The following is a 14361-nucleotide window of genomic DNA, read 5'->3' on the forward strand; positions in this document are numbered from 1 at the left end:
CAAATGATGAGGAGCCGGACATGAGCGATCTGCAGGAACTGTTCGACAACAACGCCCGCTGGGCCGAAGCCATCAAGCAGGAAGACCCCGACTTCTTCGCCAAACTGGCCCGCCAGCAGACTCCCGACTACCTGTGGATCGGCTGCTCCGATGCACGCGTGCCGTCCAACCAGATCGTCGGCCTGCTGCCCGGCGACCTGTTCGTCCACCGCAACGTCGCCAACGTCGTGCTGCATACCGACCTCAACTGCCTGTCGGTCATCCAGTTCGCCGTCGACGTACTCAAGGTCAAGCACATCCTGGTTACCGGCCACTATGGCTGCGGTGGCGTGCGCGCCGCGCTGCACCACAGCCAGCTCGGCCTGATCGACGGCTGGCTGCGCACCATCCGCGACCTCGCCTACGAATACCGCGACCACCTGGCGCAGTTCGAGAAGGAAGAAGAGCGCGTCGACCGCCTCTGCGAGCTCAACGTCATCCAGCAGGTCGCCAACGTCAGCCACACCAGCATCGTCCAGAACGCCTGGCACCGCGGCCAGAAGATCTCCGTGCACGGCTGCATCTACGGCATCAAGGACGGCATCTGGAAGGATCTCAACGTCACCGTCAGCGGCCTCGACCAACTGCCGCCGCAATACCGCCTACGCCCGCTCGGCCAGGTGTGAACCGACGCCTGTGCGTCATCCCCGGTGACGGCATCGGCCGCGAGGTCGTGCCCGTCGCCGTGGAAGTCCTGCAGCGCCTGTTACCGGACCTGCAGGTAGAAGAAGCCGAGGCCGGCTGGGACTGCTTCCAGCGCCACGGCACTTCTGTTCCCGACGCCACCTACGAACGCCTGCGCGCCTGCGGCGCCGGGTTGTTCGGCGCCGTCTCCTCGCCCAGCCACAAGGTCGAGGGCTACCGTAGCGCCATCCTCAGTTTGCGCCAGACGCTGGCGCTGAACCTCAATCTGCGCCCCGTGCGCTCTCGCCCGGTGGTCTCGCAGCGCGCCGGCATCGACCTGCTGGTCCTGCGGGAAAACAGCGAAGGCCTCTACAGTGGCCGCGAGCATTGGGAAGCCGAAGGCGTCGCCATCGCCGAACGGGTCATCAGCCGCGCCGCCTGCGAGCACCTCGCCGCAGGCGCTGCCGAACTCGCCCGCCCGCGCCACGCCCGGCGCATCACCCTGGTGCACAAGGCCAACGTCCTGCCGCTCACCTGCGGCCTGTTCCGCGACACCTGCCGCGACCTGCTGGCCGAAGACGGCTGGAGCGACGTGCTCGATGAACGCCTGGTCGACGTCGCCGCCCTGCAACTGGTCGAGCGCCCGGAAGCCTTCGACCTGATCGTCACCACCAACCTCTTCGGCGACATACTCTCCGACCTCGCCAGCCACTGGGGCGGCGGCCTGGGCCTGGCGCCCTCGCTCAACCTCGGCACCGGCATCGCCCTGGCCGAACCCGTCCACGGCAGCGCCCCCGACATCGCCGGCACAGGCCGCGCCAACCCGCTCGCCGCCATCCTCAGTGCCGGCATGCTGCTGCGGCATTGCTGGCAACTGCCGGAACTGGCGGAGCGGATCGATTTGGCGGTGGACGGTTTCCTGCGGGAGGAGGGGAGTGTGGATTTCGGGAGCGAGACGACGCGGGTGATCGGGCGGGGTGTTATGCAGCAGTTGGACTGAGCAGCTGAGCGTGAAGCGCCGCCGGCCAGTGTGTTAGCGTGCACCATCCCGCAACGCATGGAGACAAGGATGATCCTGCGCTTCTTCAAACCTTCCTGGCGGAAACTTCTCATTGCCGTTGGCCTTTACTACATGACGGCCTTCTTGACGGGAGTAAACAGCGCTATCCGCGACCACATGCGGGACGACTTCGCCGCGACTGTGGTGGGGCAGAAGTATGCGATCGAGATTAAGCGCATCTACAAGGAATACCGCTGCGAGGCTCAGGAAAAGGTCTATGAGTTGACCCGCAGTATGGTGGATGAGCCGCGCAGCCAGGGGCTGAATGACCAGTTGGACAGAAAAATGGCGGTCTTTGCCTGGGCAAAGGGTCTGCTGATTGCCTTGCTGAGCTATTTCGCGGCGTGTATTGCCTGCAGCGTTGGTGCGCATCGCGGAACCGAACGGGCATGAAGCTGCTGATACTGGCCTTGGCGCTCTTCTTGCCTCCGGCTCTCCTGTTCTGGCGTGCATCGCAATTGGCTTGGTCGGTGCGCTACTTCCTCGCTGTCCTGCCCGCGGCCTATACCGCCATCGGCTGGCAATTGGGCTCCAGGGGATACGCTTACGCCAACTGCCAGGGCGGAGCAAAGAATCTGCATGACTGCCTGGCCGGCGGCGAGGACATCACTGCCTGGATTGGCCACGGCCTGTTCCTGATGATTCCCTTCTTGTTCCTCGGTGCGCCCCTGTCGCTCTGGTTCCTGATCGACACCGCTGCCAAGCACATCGGCCAGTCCCACTTGCCGCAATGACGTTCGCCGGGTACTCCGGCGAACTAAGCTCAAGGCACCACTCTCCCCAAGGTGCCCGGCATGTGCGGACGCTACGTCAGCCCCGATGAGGCCGCCATTGAGCGCTACTGGCACATCGGCGCGCGTACCCCGCCGCGCTGGCTGAAGGCCTGCTACAACGTCGCCCCGACCATGACCGTCCCCATCCTGCGCCACGACGAAAACGGCCAGCTCGAACTGCTGCCCGCCCGCTGGGGCCTCATCCCCACGTGGTGGAAAAACGCCACCCCACCACGCTACTCTTTCAACGCCCGCAGCGAAGAAGCCGCCGGCAAACCCCTCTGGCGCCAGGCCCTGCGCAGCACGCGCTGCGTGATGCCCGCGCTGGGATGGTACGAGTGGAACGAGAAGGAGAGCGTGCGCAACCTCGCCGGCCGCCAGGTCCACCAACCGTATTTCATCCACAGCCAGACCGATCCCCTTGTCGCCATTGCCGGACTCTGGTCTCTGTGGATAGACCCCAAGGGTGACCCCGTCCTCTCTTGCGCCCTGCTCACCAGGTCCGCGACCCCAGGCATCGAGCACATCCACCACCGCATGCCCGTGGTGCTGGCGCCGGAGAATTTCGAGGAATGGTTATCCGCTTCCACCCGCAGCGAAGCGCTGGGCGACCTGGTTCACCATGCGCGGGAAGATTTTTCGGGGTACCGGGTGTCGTTGAGGGTGAATGACGCGAGGAATGACTCGGCTGCATTAATCGATGCGGCTGAGTATTAGGGAACTCTGATCTGGTGACGGTCTGGTACGACCTCCACGGCTGCACCCTGAAGGACGGCAAACAGCGCCTGGCTCACTGCCAAGCGTTGGCTGAACGCCTCGGCGATCCGCAGGCCTTCGAATTCGATTCGCTCGCGTGGGCGCGCTATCGGCAGCGTCGTCTGACTGAGGTGAAACCGGAGACGGTTAACCATGAGCAACGCTACCTGTCCGCGATCTTCTCCGAGCTGAATCGCCTCGGCTCTTGGCACAAGGCAAATCCGCTGGCCAACGTCCGGCAGATCAAGACTGATCAGGTCGAACTGACCTTCCTTACCCTGGATCAGGTCGTCCAGCTCCTCGAGGAGTGCAAGGCCAGTACGAACAACCACACGTACCCGGTCGCTCTCCTGTGCCTCGCTACAGGTGCCCGCTGGGAAGAGGCCGAGAGCATCGCCCGAGGTGCCGTGCATGGGGGAAAGGTCCACTACCACCGGACCAAGAACCGTCAGAGTCGCTCAGTACCGATCCCGGCCGAGCTGGAGCAACTGATGTTCAAGGTGGGCATGCCCGGAACCGGCCGCCTGTTCATGTCCTGCCGCGCCGCCTTTCGTTGCGCCTACGAGCGCTGTGGATTCCAGACGCCGGGTCAGCTGACCCACATCCTTCGCCACACCTTCGCTAGCCATTACATGATGGGAGGAGGGGACATTCTCACGCTGCAGCGGATCCTGGGGCACTCGTCGATCACAATGACAATGCGGTATGCACATCTGTCGCCGGAGCATCTGGAGTCAGCGATGCGCTTATCACCTATCGCGCAGGCCAAAATCACATTGGGCGACTTAACCTAGGGCAAGTCATTCCTTGTAGTTGCTACAGGTTGCCGACGTAATAATTCCGCGACTGGCCCATATCTGGAGACCGAGGTCCGTAAAGTCATAGCAGCTCTTTACGTCGCCATCGTCGAACTCAACGGTCGTCTCGGTATCATCTGCCACCTGTCCAAGAAGTGCACCTAACTCGATGATGTTGGCGCCTATAAGATTCAGGTGCTTGTAGTAGAAGTCGCGATAAGCGGTGATTGATACGACTAGGCCGTCTTCAGTGTCGATGTATACATCACCGCTCTTGTCCGCATACGAGACCCACTCATCGTTCGGGTCCGAGTCCTCGTCATATGCGAACCCATGCTGATCGATATAGATTTCAATGGCAGAGCCGATAGCTACAGGCCCTAGGCTTTTATTGGGTTCCCAGCTCCATAGTTCCTTCATGCTTCCTCCGTATGCATACGAATCACGAGGAGCTGTTCGCTGCAAGTGATGAAAATACAGTCGCTCGTGCGTCCGTCAATGCTCAGCTTCGCGGAGTAAATCTGGCCCAGAGGATCGGACATGCTGGAGATGTATTCGATGAGGTACCACGTCGCGAGGCCAATGGCATCTTCGTTGGGCTCAGCACCATCTGGCCTAGCCATTGCCTCTCGCAAGAATGACGAAAGCGTGTCTTCCAAAAAACGGAAGCGCCCGCTCTGCAGGGAAAGATCATTGATGGAGATGGGGACTGGATCGTCGGAACTCTCAATGAGTTCGATGTACTCAGCAGCTATGTCTCGTCCCGGCAGTTGGCATAGCTCGGCTGAAGCTGAGTACTTGCTTGGGTCCCTGCCGAAGCGCGTCAGGGTGAAAAGGAAACCATCGATCCTTCCGGCCAGGCTGCTTTCGACGTGCGTACCTTCCGAGCTGTCCTGCATTCCATTCCACTCCCTTGGGTCTTTGGCCTAGCCGGCATATCGCGAATAGGACCTGATTTGGCGTCGGAGGGGAAGGGCGCAGCGAGAAGCCTGACCGGGTATCTGACTCCGCTCGCACAGCCCACTCGACTTTTCGTATGCTATCAATGATTGCATTGATGACGCCGGAGGATTTTATGGCCAGCATCACGATTAGAAACCTAGACGAAGACCTCAAGGCCAAGCTCCGAGTGGTTGCAGCGAACCATGGCCGCTCGATGGAAGAGGAGGTCCGCGTGATCCTCGCTCAAGCGCTTTCCCGTGAAGAGAAGAAAGGTGGCTTGGGAAGCCGGATTCATGCCCGCTTTGCGTCAGTCGGCGGCGCCGAGATTGAGGTGCCGGTGCGCAAGGCCAAGGCTCGGGCTGCGGACTTCGACGAATGATTCTGCTCGACACCAATGTCCTGTCGGAGCTGATGAGGGCCAAGCCGGATCCGACTGTGGTCGCCTGGATCGACGCTCAACCTACCCAGGATCTGCTGATCTGCTCGATCACGGTGGCCGAAATCCTTTATGGCATCGCCAGGATGCCGGAAGGTAAGCGCAGGCGAGCGTTACAGGGTGTGGCCATCGCAATGTTCGAAGAGGACTTTGCCGGGAGAATCCTGCCATTCGATGCGGACGCCGCAGTGCATTACGCGGAGTTGGCGGCAGACAGTGAGGCCAAGGGAAAGATTGCCGATATGGCGGACGGGCAAATCGCTGCGATTGCCCGGCTTCACGGAGTGCAGATCGCCACGCGGAACGTCCGTCACTTTGAAAGCTTTGGTGTCCCCCTGGTTAATCCCTGGTCAGCCTGAACTGCTGTTTGGTCATGCTGCAAGGTAGAGGAGCGATGGCTGGCAATCTTTGAACCTAATCTGAAGCTCTCACACTGTCGCGCCTAAGCCTCCGAAAGGCTTTCGGATAGCTCTGCGCAGAGCTTTTGTAAGTATTCATCTTCGGAGTAGCTTCCGAGATCCTTCTTGAATAGCTTTAGCCAAAAGCGGGCGAGATCCTTTCGCTGGAAGGTTTCTAAATACAGCTCTGACAGTGTGCTGCTGATAAAAGCTTTGTTCTTCACGTCAGAGCGCTCGTCCGCTGTCACGTAGGCTTCTTTCAGCAGCGAGAGGCTGAGCTCGGGGTCGTCAACGTAGTCCGCGCGTGTGCTGAGTATCGATGGAAGGCGACCGTACTTTTTCTCTAGCTTGTCTAAAGCGCGCAGCAGCCGTTTCCTCTCAAGAGATGCATCACATCCTGATCCCGACTGGCTGGCGACCGCGCCGGCTAAATCCGCAAGAATTTCCCAGTCGTCTCCCTCGATTCCATCGCTGGTTGCCATTGTTACTTCCTGTGCTTGAGTGCGTTTATCAATCAGAAGCCCGGAAGCAGCGGGTTTCTTGGGCGATAAGGGATGGGCGAAGGCATTCAGTTTTTAGCTTTGCAGGCCGTCCCGTGCTGATGCCAACTGACACCAAACGAGTACGTTGGCACCTCTGAAGAAAGCTGAAGGGAGGCACCAAGTGATCCTTTGCAGTACTCATCAACGGAGCTGCTCAGACTGGGTACCTGGTGCCAGCCGTTTCTCTGCAGTTCGTCTCTGTAATGGCTGCGGATTTGAGTGTCCTGGCTGACTGCCTTGTAGGTTTTCAGCACGAGGGCATCGCTGGCCTTGTGGCCACTTTTGCTGTCGACTAGCGCGTCGCCTTGCAGCGGTACGATCAGATTTGCCTCATCCTCGAGGGTCGACAGGCGCACATATGAGGTTGGCGGTTCCATTCGGTTCATTAGCCAGAAGGCTAACGAGCCCAACACAAGCAAGGCGCAAAGACCCTTGGCGATGTTGGGGCCTGAAGAGATTTTCGCCGGACTCATGGGTTACCCGCTCCCTGGGTTTAGCCAATAGATCGCGCCAAGGCTATCTCATCCCTCTTAGTAACGGGAGGTTTTGGGGAGGTCAGAAGGGGGGGAGAGTTGGAGAGGAGGGGGTAGACAGGGTGTAGTCACTTTGTAGTCACTACCCCAGAAAGCACAAAGGGCTAGCTTTCGCTAACCCTTTGTTTTGTATGGTGGCTACACCGGGACTTGAACCTGGGACATCAGCATTATGAATGCTGCGCTCTAACCGACTGAGCTATGTAGCCGAGTGGCGCGCATTTTCCGCAGATCGAGGGGGGGTGTCAACCCCTTTTCTTGAATATTGTTCTGATCTATCAATCGTTTAGCCAGCCGCGGGGGTTTTTCGCGATGAGCGGCGGAGCAGGGCGCGCATATGAAAAAGCCCCGGCGGGTGGCCGGGGCTCTTTCGGGTCTGGAGCGGGCTTAGACGTTGAAGCGGAAGTGCATCACGTCGCCGTCCTTGACGATGTATTCCTTGCCTTCCAGGCGCCATTTGCCGGCTTCTTTCGCGCCCTGTTCGCCCTTGAACTGGATGAAGTCGTCGTAGGCGACGACTTCGGCGCGGATGAAGCCTTTTTCGAAGTCGGTGTGGATCACGGCGGCGGCCTGCGGGGCGGTGGCGCCGACGCGGACGGTCCAGGCGCGGACTTCCTTCACACCGGCGGTGAAGTAGGTCTGCAGGTGCAGCAGCTCGTAGCCGGCGCGGATCACGCGGTTCAGGCCGGGTTCTTCGAGGCCGAGGGACTCGAGGAACATGTCCTTCTCTTCGCCATCATCCAGCTCGGCGATCTCGGCTTCGATCTTGTTGCACACCGGTACGACCATGGCGCCTTCTTCTTCGGCGATGGCGCGCACGACGTCCAGGTGCGGGTTGTTCTCGAAGCCGTCTTCGGCAACGTTGGCGATGTACATGACCGGCTTGCTGGTCAGCAGGTGGAAGCTGCGGACGAGACGCTTCTCGTCATCGCCCATGTTCTTCATCAGCGAGCGCGCGGGTTTGCCTTCGCTGAAGTGGGGGATGAGCTTTTCCAGCAGGGCTTTCTGCACCAGGGCGTCCTTGTCACCGCCCTTGGCGTTGCGCGCGACCTTCTGCAGTTGCTTCTCGCAGCTGTCGAGGTCGGCGAAGATCAGTTCGAGGTCGATGATCTCGATGTCGCGCTTGGGGTCGACGCTGTTGGAGACGTGGATGACGTTCTCGTCTTCGAAGCAGCGCACCACGTGGGCGATGGCGTCGGTCTCGCGGATGTTGGCGAGGAACTTGTTGCCCAGGCCTTCACCCTTGGACGCGCCTGCCACCAGGCCGGCGATGTCGACGAACTCCATGGTGGTCGGGATCACGCGCTCGGGCTTGACGATCTCGGCCAGCGCATCGAGGCGCGCGTCGGGCATCGGTACGATGCCGCTGTTCGGCTCGATGGTGCAGAAGGGGAAGTTTTCCGCCGCGATGCCGGATTTGGTCAGGGCGTTGAACAGGGTGGACTTGCCGACGTTGGGCAGGCCGACGATGCCGCAGTTGAATCCCATGCTAGGTTCCTCGCGCCACGTGGCGGAAATAGAGGTGAGTCAGGCCTTCTGGCTGTGCAGCTTCTGCATCGCGCGGGTCCAGTCCCCGTCGAGCATTTCCGGCAGCACGCCGAGGGCGGAGTCGATGCTGGTGTCGAGCAGTTCCTGCTCGGAGCGCGGGGCGCGGCCGAGGACGAAGCCGGAGACCAGGCTGCTGTGCCCCGGATGGCCGATGCCAAGCCGCAGGCGATGGAAACCGTTCTGGTTGCCGAGCTGGGCGATGATGTCGCGCAGCCCGTTGTGCCCGCCGTGTCCGCCGCCCTTCTTGAGCTTGGCGACGCCGGGAGGCATGTCGAGTTCGTCGTGGGCCACCAGGATGGCTTCGACCGGAATGCGGAAGAATCCGGCGAGCGCCGCCACGGCCTGGCCGCTGCGGTTCATGTAGGTGGTGGGGATGAGCAGACGAACGTCGCGGCCTTTGTGGCTGAACTTGCCGACCAGGCCGAAGTACTTCTTGTCCAGCGACAGGTTCGCGCGTTGCGCGTCTGCCAGTCGCTCAACGAAAAGGGCCCCCGCGTTATGCCGGGTCTGGTCGTATTCGGGGCCTGGATTTCCCAGGCCAACGATCAGTTGTACGGCAGTCACGACGGGGGCCCCTTCCTTAAAGGCAATGGTGCGCGCGATTACTCGGCAGCAGCTTCGCCTTCACCTTCTTCTTTCACTACGCGGGAAGCGTGGATGTTGGCGACGGCCAGGTCGTTACCGTGGGCCAGTTGCACCAGCTCTACGCCTTTCGGCAGTTTCAGGTCGGACAGGTGAACGATCTGACCCAGTTCTACTTTGGCCAGGTCGACTTCGATGAACTCCGGCAGGTTGGCCGGCAGGCACGACACTTCAACTTCGGAGATCACGTGGGAGATCTCGCCGCCGCCAGTCTTGACGCCAACAGCGGTAGCTTCGTTGATGAAGTGCAGCGGTACGTGGGCGGTCAGTTTCTGGCCGGCAACGACGCGCTGGAAGTCAGCGTGCATGACGAAACCCTTGGACGGGTGACGCTGCAGGGCTTTGATCAGTACGGTTTCCTTGGCGGAGCCGACGTTCAGGGTGATCACGTGGCTGAAGGCAGCCTCGTTTTCCAGCAGCTTGGAAACTTCACGCAGTTCCAGGGTCAGGGATTGCGGGGCTTTCTCGCCACCGTAGACCACAGCCGGGATCAGACCTTCGTTACGACGCAGGCGGCGGCTCGCACCTTTCCCCAGGTCGGAACGCTCTTGTGCATTCAGTACAAAATCAACCATTTCACACTCTCCAAAATGACAAGATCGCCCGGACGCTTGCGACCAGCGTTCGGGCGATTTTGCTAATGCCCCGTCGACGTGACGGGGCGCTTTACGTCAGCGCTGTCCCGCCTTAGCGGAACATGGCGCTGATCGATTCTTCATTGCTGATGCGGCGCATGGCTTCAGCGACAACCGGAGCGATGTCCAGCTGGCGGATACGACCACAGGCTTGTGCAGCAGCGGACAGCGGGATGGTGTTGGTCACCACCAGCTCGTCCAGTACGGAATTCTCGATGTTCTCGATGGCACGACCCGACAGCACCGGGTGGGTGCAGTAGGCGATGACCTTGGCGGCGCCGTGCTCTTTCAGAGCCTTGGCGGCGTGGCCGAGGGTGCCAGCGGTATCGACCATGTCGTCGACCAGTACGCAGGTACGGCCTTCGACATCACCGATGATGTGCATGACTTCGGACTGGTTGGCCTTCGGACGACGCTTGTCGATGATGGCCAGGTCCACGCCCAGGGACTTGGCGACGGCGCGAGCACGCACCACACCACCAATGTCCGGGGAGACGATCATCAGGTTCTCGAAGCGCTGGTCTTCGATGTCGTCGACCAGTACGGGCGAGCCGTAGATGTTGTCGACGGGGATATCGAAGAAGCCCTGGATCTGGTCGGCGTGCAGGTCAACGGTGAGAACGCGGTTGACGCCTACGACGGTCAGCATGTCGGCAACGACTTTGGCGCTGATGGCCACGCGAGCGGAACGCGGACGGCGATCCTGGCGGGCGTAACCGAAGTAGGGGATGACTGCCGTGATACGAGTCGCCGAGGAGCGGCGGAAGGCATCGGCCATCACCACCAGTTCCATCAGGTTGTCGTTGGTCGGTGCGCAGGTCGGTTGAATCAGGAAGACGTCCTTACCACGAACGTTTTCGTTGATCTCAACGCTGATCTCGCCGTCGGAGAATTTACCGACAGAGACGTCACCGAGGGGGATGTGCAGCTGCCGTACGACACGGCGTGCCAGATCGGGGTTGGCGTTCCCCGTGAAAACCATCATTTTGGACACGCTGCGGTACCTGTGTCGGCTTGAGGGTAGGCCCGGTTGAGCCAGAAGAAAATGGCAGGGGCGGCTGGATTCGAACCAACGCATGGCAGGATCAAAACCTGCTGCCTTACCGCTTGGCGACGCCCCTGTAGCTTACAACTTGCGGAGCAATGTGTTCGTTGACGCTGTACGTGTAACCCTGTGGGTTAATGGCAGGGGCGGCTGGATTCGAACCAACGCATGGCAGGATCAAAACCTGCTGCCTTACCGCTTGGCGACGCCCCTGTATCGTACAACCGATTACATTGCTTTCTTCTCAGTCCAGATTTTGCAGCTTTCGGTGCAACATCGAGATGTTACGCCCCTGGGCAACAAAACTTGGCAGAGTGGCCGGAAGTTGGCGGCGAACTTTATCAGCATCGCCCTTGTTTGGGAAGCTCCCAAACACACAAGCTCCGGTGCCGGTCAATCTAGCCTGGGTAAATTTACCTAGCTGGATCAGTGCGTTACGTACATCCGGGTAACGCTTCTCGACGACCGGCTGGCAGTCGTTATGACCGTCCACCCCGAGAAGGCTGCGAACTTTAATGGGCGGAGTATCCCGTGTCAACTCGGGATCGGAGAAAACTTCTGCTGTGGAGACAAAGACTTGCGGTACGACGACGAGGAACCAGGGCTCGTCGAGTTGCACCGGGGTGAGCTGCTCGCCGACGCCCTCGGCGAATGCCGCGTGGCCGCGCACGAACACCGGAACGTCGGCACCCAGTGTCAGGCCAAGGGCGGCGAGACGGTCTTCGTCCCAGTCCAGCTGCCACAGATGATTGAGTGCGAGCAGGGTGGTCGCGGCGTCGGAGCTGCCGCCGCCAATGCCGCCGCCCATGGGCAGGCGCTTGTCCAGCCAGATGTCGGCGCCCAGTTTGCAGCCCGACTGCTCCTGCAGCCGGCGTGCGGCCTTGACGATCAGGTTGCTGTCGTGGGGAACGCCTTCGATCTCGGTGTTCAGGCGGATTTCGCCGTCCTGGCGCACGGCGAATTGCAGTTCGTCGCCGTGATCCAGGAACTGAAAGAGGGTCTGCAGCTCGTGGTAGCCATCGGCGCGGCGGCCGGTGATGTGCAGGAACAGGTTGAGCTTGGCCGGTGCCGGCAGAGTCAGGCGTTCGTGCATGTCACTGCGGGGCCGCTTGGTTCGGCTGGCCTGCGCCCAATTGACGCGGCTGCCAGGTCTTTACCACCAGGGTGACGTCCAGATCCTGGCCGTGCAGCTTCAGGCGCTCGGGCAGCCAGTAGCCATTCTGCTCGCTGTAGCGGGTGTACTCCACGTCCCAGCCGTCCTGCTGCAGCTTGGCCAGGCGGCTGTCGCCGTCCAGGGTCAGGCGGCTCTTGCTGTCCGGTGCTGGCAGACCGCGAATCCACCAGAGCAGGTGGGAAACCGGCAGGCGCCAGCCCAGTTGCTGTTCCAGCAGTTCTTCGGGGGAGGCGGCCTCAAAGCGGCCTTGCCCTGCGACTTCCAGGGTCACCGCGCCTTCCCGTCCGGTCAGGCGTGCAGCGCCGCGCCCCAGGGGGCCGGAGAGGCGGATGTCGTAATAGTCCTGGCGCTGCAGCCAGAACAGTGTGCCACTGCCGGAGTCCTTGGGTGCACGGATGCCGACCTTGCCGTCGATCTGCCAGCCGTCGAGGGTGGCGATGCGCGCCTTGTGGGCATTCCAGGCGGTGGCGTTGCCCTGGCCTTCCAGGGCTTCGTGGGTGCCGAAGCTGGAGCAGCCGGCGAGCAGGGCAAGCGCGGCGGCGCCGATCAGGTGACGTAAACGCATGAATCAGAGGGTTCCGGAGCCGGTCAGGCGCAGCATGGTGTCGCGCAGGACGGCGCTGTCAGGCTGGCTTTGCAGAGCGGTGGCCCAGACCTTGCGGGCTTCGCTCTGCTTGCCCTGGGCCCAGAGCACTTCGCCCAGGTGCGCGGCCACTTCGTGGTCGGGGAAGCGTTCCAGCGCCTTGCGCAGGTAGGTTTCCGCTTCGCTGAGGTTGCCCAGGCGGTAATTCACCCAGCCCAGGCTGTCGAGGATCGCGGGGTCGTCCGGGTTCAGCGAGTGGGCCTTCTGGATCAGGTCGCGGGCTTCGCTGTAGCGGGTGGTGCGGTCGGCCAGGGTGTAACCCAGCGCGTTGAGCGCCATGGCGTTGTCCGGCTCGCGCTGGATGATCAGCCGCAGGTCCTGCTCCATCTGCGCCAGGTCGTTGCGCTTCTCGGCAAGCATGGAGCGGGTGTAGAGCAGGTTGAGGTCATCCGGGAACTGCTTGAGGCCCTGCTGGATGACGTTCCAGGCGCGGTCCACCTGGTCGCGATTGGACAGGCCTTCGGCTTCGATCAGGTACAGCTGGATGGCGTAGTCCGGCTGGCGGTCGCGGGTTTCGGCGAGGCGGCGCGAGGCGTCGTCGTAGCGCTTCTGGTCCAGCAGGATCTCGGTGGAACGCAGCTGGGCCGGTAGGAAGTCGTTGCCCGGGCCGACCAGGGCATATTCCTTCAGTGCGGTTTCCGGGTCCTTCTGCTCCTCGGCCAGGCGGCCCAGGTTGAAGTGGGCGGAGTCGACATGGCTGTCGCGCTCGACCAGTTCCTGCAGATAGACCTTGGCCTCGTCCCAGGCCTGGGCTTCGAGGCAGACCAGTGCCAGGGAGAAGCGCAGGTCGTCGTCGTCGGGGAACTGCTCGACCAGTGCGGAGAATTCGGCCTTGGCGTCTTCCAGGCGGTTCTGCTCCACCAGCAGGCGGGCGTAGGCGAGGTGGACGCGCTTGTCGTCCGGGTGTTCCTTGATGCCGGCCTTGAGCAGCGGCAGCGCTTCGTCGCTGCGCTTCATGCTCTGCAGCAGACGCGCGCGCAGCAGCAGCGGGGCGACGTCGTGCTTGCTGGCGGAGTTGTCTTCGAGCAGGTGCAAGGCTTCCTGCGGGCGGCCGTCCTGCTGCAGCAGCAGGGCCTTGCCGAACAGCAGCTGGCCGTTGTCGGGGTACTTCTTCAGCAGGCGGTCGAAACTCTGCAGCAGGCCGGCGCGGGTATCCGGGTCGGTCTCGGCGGCGGACAGCGCGAGGAAGTCGAAGTGGGTGTCGCCCTGGCCGTTGAGGACTTTCTCCATGTAGATCATGGATTCGTCGTACTGGCCGGTGCGCGCCAGCTGGATGGCGGCGGCGCGCTGGGCGTCGAGGTTGTCCGGCGCGGCCTTGGCCCAGATCAGCGAGGTGTCCAGGGCTTCCTGGTCGGCGCCCAGGTACTCGGCGATGCGGAACGCGCGTTCGGCGACGCCCGGATCACGGGTTTCCCTGGCCTGCTCGACGTAGTTGGCGAGGGCGATGTCGAAGCGGTTGCGCTGGCCGGCGAGCTCGGCGGTGAGCAGCGAGAACATCGTGTCTTCGCTGAAGGAGCCGTACTTCTGGTCCTTCTGAGCAGCCGCAGCCTTGTCCTTCTCTGCAGAAGCACTGTCGGCGTTTTTCTGTGTAAGAGACTGGCAGCCGCCGAGCAGCAGCAGAGCAGTCAGCAGCGCAAGAGACTTGTTCATAGAGGAAGGACGAGGGCCTGACCTGCGAAATGGGACCATCATGACATAAGGAAAGTGCCAATCCCATGGGCAAGCGCCCGTTACGGGCCTGTATACGATTTGCAGTGTGCGATCCGTCGCGGGT

General features: G+C 61.7%; 18 protein-coding genes, 3 tRNA genes and 1 pseudogene. 8 read left to right on the forward strand and 14 right to left on the reverse strand.

Annotation, left to right across the window (positions count from 1 at the left end; translation table 11 throughout):
• Nucleotides 1-20: 20 nt before the first annotated feature.
• From can to J2T47_RS20710, 6 genes and pseudogenes are all read left to right on the forward strand, one after another.
• Nucleotides 21-665: a carbonate dehydratase gene (can, locus tag J2T47_RS20685; protein ID WP_253451066.1), complete on the forward strand. Its 645-nt coding sequence runs from the start codon at nucleotides 21-23 to the stop codon at nucleotides 663-665.
• Nucleotides 662-1663 (forward strand): isocitrate/isopropylmalate dehydrogenase family protein, encoded by a 1002-nt coding sequence (locus tag J2T47_RS20690; protein ID WP_253451069.1) that lies wholly within the window; start codon nucleotides 662-664, stop codon nucleotides 1661-1663. Before can ends, J2T47_RS20690 begins: the two co-directional genes overlap by 4 nt.
• Before the next feature lie 69 nt (nucleotides 1664-1732).
• Nucleotides 1733-2116 carry a hypothetical protein gene (locus J2T47_RS20695; protein ID WP_253451072.1) on the forward strand — a complete coding sequence of 128 codons (384 nt, stop codon included), beginning with the start codon at nucleotides 1733-1735 and terminating at the stop codon, nucleotides 2114-2116.
• Nucleotides 2113-2457, forward strand: coding sequence for a hypothetical protein (locus J2T47_RS20700; RefSeq protein ID WP_253451074.1), 345 nt, complete (start codon nucleotides 2113-2115; stop codon nucleotides 2455-2457). Before J2T47_RS20695 ends, J2T47_RS20700 begins: the two co-directional genes overlap by 4 nt.
• A 60-nt stretch (nucleotides 2458-2517) precedes the next feature.
• Nucleotides 2518-3213: an SOS response-associated peptidase gene (locus J2T47_RS20705; protein WP_253451077.1), complete on the forward strand. Its 696-nt coding sequence runs from the start codon at nucleotides 2518-2520 to the stop codon at nucleotides 3211-3213.
• 5 nt (nucleotides 3214-3218) lie between these two features.
• Nucleotides 3219-4046, forward strand: a pseudogene (locus J2T47_RS20710) (phage integrase); the annotation flags it as partial.
• A gap of 6 nt (nucleotides 4047-4052) precedes the next feature.
• On the opposite strand, the gene J2T47_RS20715 reads toward J2T47_RS20710, so the two are convergent.
• Both J2T47_RS20715 and J2T47_RS20720 read right to left on the reverse strand, forming a co-directional pair.
• Complete coding sequence (locus J2T47_RS20715; protein WP_253451079.1) at nucleotides 4053-4469, reverse strand: hypothetical protein; 417 nt, start codon at nucleotides 4467-4469, stop codon at nucleotides 4053-4055.
• A complete protein-coding gene (locus J2T47_RS20720; protein ID WP_253451082.1) occupies nucleotides 4466-4948 on the reverse strand; it encodes a hypothetical protein in 483 nt (160 codons plus the stop codon). Before J2T47_RS20720 ends, J2T47_RS20715 begins: the two co-directional genes overlap by 4 nt.
• Before the next feature lie 176 nt (nucleotides 4949-5124).
• On the opposite strand from J2T47_RS20720, the gene J2T47_RS20725 reads away from it, so the two are divergent.
• Both J2T47_RS20725 and J2T47_RS20730 read left to right on the forward strand, forming a co-directional pair.
• The gene (locus tag J2T47_RS20725; protein ID WP_253451085.1) at nucleotides 5125-5370 is read left to right on the forward strand and encodes a FitA-like ribbon-helix-helix domain-containing protein; all 246 of its coding nucleotides are present in this window, start codon (nucleotides 5125-5127) and stop codon (nucleotides 5368-5370) included.
• Nucleotides 5367-5786, forward strand: coding sequence for a type II toxin-antitoxin system VapC family toxin (locus tag J2T47_RS20730; protein WP_253451087.1), 420 nt, complete (start codon nucleotides 5367-5369; stop codon nucleotides 5784-5786). Before J2T47_RS20725 ends, J2T47_RS20730 begins: the two co-directional genes overlap by 4 nt.
• An 83-nt stretch (nucleotides 5787-5869) precedes the next feature.
• Here J2T47_RS20730 and J2T47_RS20735 read toward each other — a convergent pair whose 3' ends face one another.
• The 12 genes from J2T47_RS20735 to J2T47_RS20790 form a co-directional block, all read right to left on the reverse strand.
• Nucleotides 5870-6307: a hypothetical protein gene (locus tag J2T47_RS20735; protein ID WP_253451090.1), complete on the reverse strand. Its 438-nt coding sequence runs from the start codon at nucleotides 6305-6307 to the stop codon at nucleotides 5870-5872.
• A gap of 86 nt (nucleotides 6308-6393) precedes the next feature.
• The gene (locus J2T47_RS20740) at nucleotides 6394-6840 is read right to left on the reverse strand and encodes a hypothetical protein (RefSeq protein WP_253451093.1); all 447 of its coding nucleotides are present in this window, start codon (nucleotides 6838-6840) and stop codon (nucleotides 6394-6396) included.
• A 192-nt stretch (nucleotides 6841-7032) separates the two neighbouring features.
• A tRNA-Met gene (locus J2T47_RS20745) sits at nucleotides 7033-7109 on the reverse strand.
• A gap of 178 nt (nucleotides 7110-7287) precedes the next feature.
• Entirely contained in the window at nucleotides 7288-8388 is a 1101-nt protein-coding gene (gene ychF / locus J2T47_RS20750) for a redox-regulated ATPase YchF (RefSeq protein WP_192223855.1), read from the reverse strand.
• 39 nt (nucleotides 8389-8427) lie between these two features.
• Nucleotides 8428-9012: an aminoacyl-tRNA hydrolase gene (pth, locus tag J2T47_RS20755; protein WP_081516404.1), complete on the reverse strand. Its 585-nt coding sequence runs from the start codon at nucleotides 9010-9012 to the stop codon at nucleotides 8428-8430.
• Between the two features lie 38 nt (nucleotides 9013-9050).
• Entirely contained in the window at nucleotides 9051-9665 is a 615-nt protein-coding gene (locus J2T47_RS20760; RefSeq protein WP_253451096.1) for a 50S ribosomal protein L25/general stress protein Ctc, read from the reverse strand.
• Nucleotides 9666-9777: 112 nt separating this feature from the next.
• Nucleotides 9778-10719, reverse strand: a complete 942-nt coding sequence (locus tag J2T47_RS20765; RefSeq protein ID WP_015478849.1) for a ribose-phosphate pyrophosphokinase — start codon at nucleotides 10717-10719, stop codon at nucleotides 9778-9780.
• Nucleotides 10720-10771: 52 nt separating this feature from the next.
• Nucleotides 10772-10846 (reverse strand) — tRNA-Gln (locus tag J2T47_RS20770).
• A gap of 62 nt (nucleotides 10847-10908) precedes the next feature.
• Nucleotides 10909-10983: transfer RNA gene (locus J2T47_RS20775), tRNA-Gln, on the reverse strand.
• A gap of 31 nt (nucleotides 10984-11014) precedes the next feature.
• Complete coding sequence (ispE, locus tag J2T47_RS20780) at nucleotides 11015-11863, reverse strand: 4-(cytidine 5'-diphospho)-2-C-methyl-D-erythritol kinase (RefSeq protein WP_253451099.1); 849 nt, start codon at nucleotides 11861-11863, stop codon at nucleotides 11015-11017.
• 1 nt (nucleotide 11864) lies between these two features.
• Entirely contained in the window at nucleotides 11865-12509 is a 645-nt protein-coding gene (gene lolB / locus J2T47_RS20785) for a lipoprotein insertase outer membrane protein LolB (protein ID WP_253451102.1), read from the reverse strand.
• Between the two features lie 3 nt (nucleotides 12510-12512).
• The gene (locus J2T47_RS20790; RefSeq protein ID WP_253451105.1) at nucleotides 12513-14279 is read right to left on the reverse strand and encodes a tetratricopeptide repeat protein; all 1767 of its coding nucleotides are present in this window, start codon (nucleotides 14277-14279) and stop codon (nucleotides 12513-12515) included.
• Nucleotides 14280-14361: the final 82 nt, after the last annotated feature.

It is taken from the genome of Pseudomonas nitroreducens (assembly GCF_024170165.1).
Taxonomy (GTDB): domain Bacteria; phylum Pseudomonadota; class Gammaproteobacteria; order Pseudomonadales; family Pseudomonadaceae; genus Pseudomonas; species Pseudomonas nitroreducens_C.

What these genes read in the sequence shown, in the direction of transcription:
- J2T47_RS20730 (WP_253451087.1), top strand. Translation starts at nt 5,367, where the DNA reads ATGATTCTGCTCGACACCAATGTCCTGTCGGAGCTGATGAGGGCCAAG.
- can (WP_253451066.1), top strand. Translation starts at nt 21, where the DNA reads ATGAGCGATCTGCAGGAACTGTTCGACAACAACGCCCGCTGGGCCGAA.
- ychF (WP_192223855.1), bottom strand. Translation starts at nt 8,388, where the DNA reads ATGGGATTCAACTGCGGCATCGTCGGCCTGCCCAACGTCGGCAAGTCC.
- J2T47_RS20790 (WP_253451105.1), bottom strand. Translation starts at nt 14,279, where the DNA reads ATGATGGTCCCATTTCGCAGGTCAGGCCCTCGTCCTTCCTCTATGAAC.
- J2T47_RS20740 (WP_253451093.1), bottom strand. Translation starts at nt 6,840, where the DNA reads ATGAGTCCGGCGAAAATCTCTTCAGGCCCCAACATCGCCAAGGGTCTT.
- J2T47_RS20705 (WP_253451077.1), top strand. Translation starts at nt 2,518, where the DNA reads ATGTGCGGACGCTACGTCAGCCCCGATGAGGCCGCCATTGAGCGCTAC.
- J2T47_RS20695 (WP_253451072.1), top strand. Translation starts at nt 1,733, where the DNA reads ATGATCCTGCGCTTCTTCAAACCTTCCTGGCGGAAACTTCTCATTGCC.
- J2T47_RS20715 (WP_253451079.1), bottom strand. Translation starts at nt 4,469, where the DNA reads ATGAAGGAACTATGGAGCTGGGAACCCAATAAAAGCCTAGGGCCTGTA.
- ispE (WP_253451099.1), bottom strand. Translation starts at nt 11,863, where the DNA reads ATGCACGAACGCCTGACTCTGCCGGCACCGGCCAAGCTCAACCTGTTC.
- lolB (WP_253451102.1), bottom strand. Translation starts at nt 12,509, where the DNA reads ATGCGTTTACGTCACCTGATCGGCGCCGCCGCGCTTGCCCTGCTCGCC.
- J2T47_RS20735 (WP_253451090.1), bottom strand. Translation starts at nt 6,307, where the DNA reads ATGGCAACCAGCGATGGAATCGAGGGAGACGACTGGGAAATTCTTGCG.
- J2T47_RS20700 (WP_253451074.1), top strand. Translation starts at nt 2,113, where the DNA reads ATGAAGCTGCTGATACTGGCCTTGGCGCTCTTCTTGCCTCCGGCTCTC.
- J2T47_RS20725 (WP_253451085.1), top strand. Translation starts at nt 5,125, where the DNA reads ATGGCCAGCATCACGATTAGAAACCTAGACGAAGACCTCAAGGCCAAG.
- J2T47_RS20760 (WP_253451096.1), bottom strand. Translation starts at nt 9,665, where the DNA reads ATGGTTGATTTTGTACTGAATGCACAAGAGCGTTCCGACCTGGGGAAA.
- J2T47_RS20720 (WP_253451082.1), bottom strand. Translation starts at nt 4,948, where the DNA reads ATGCAGGACAGCTCGGAAGGTACGCACGTCGAAAGCAGCCTGGCCGGA.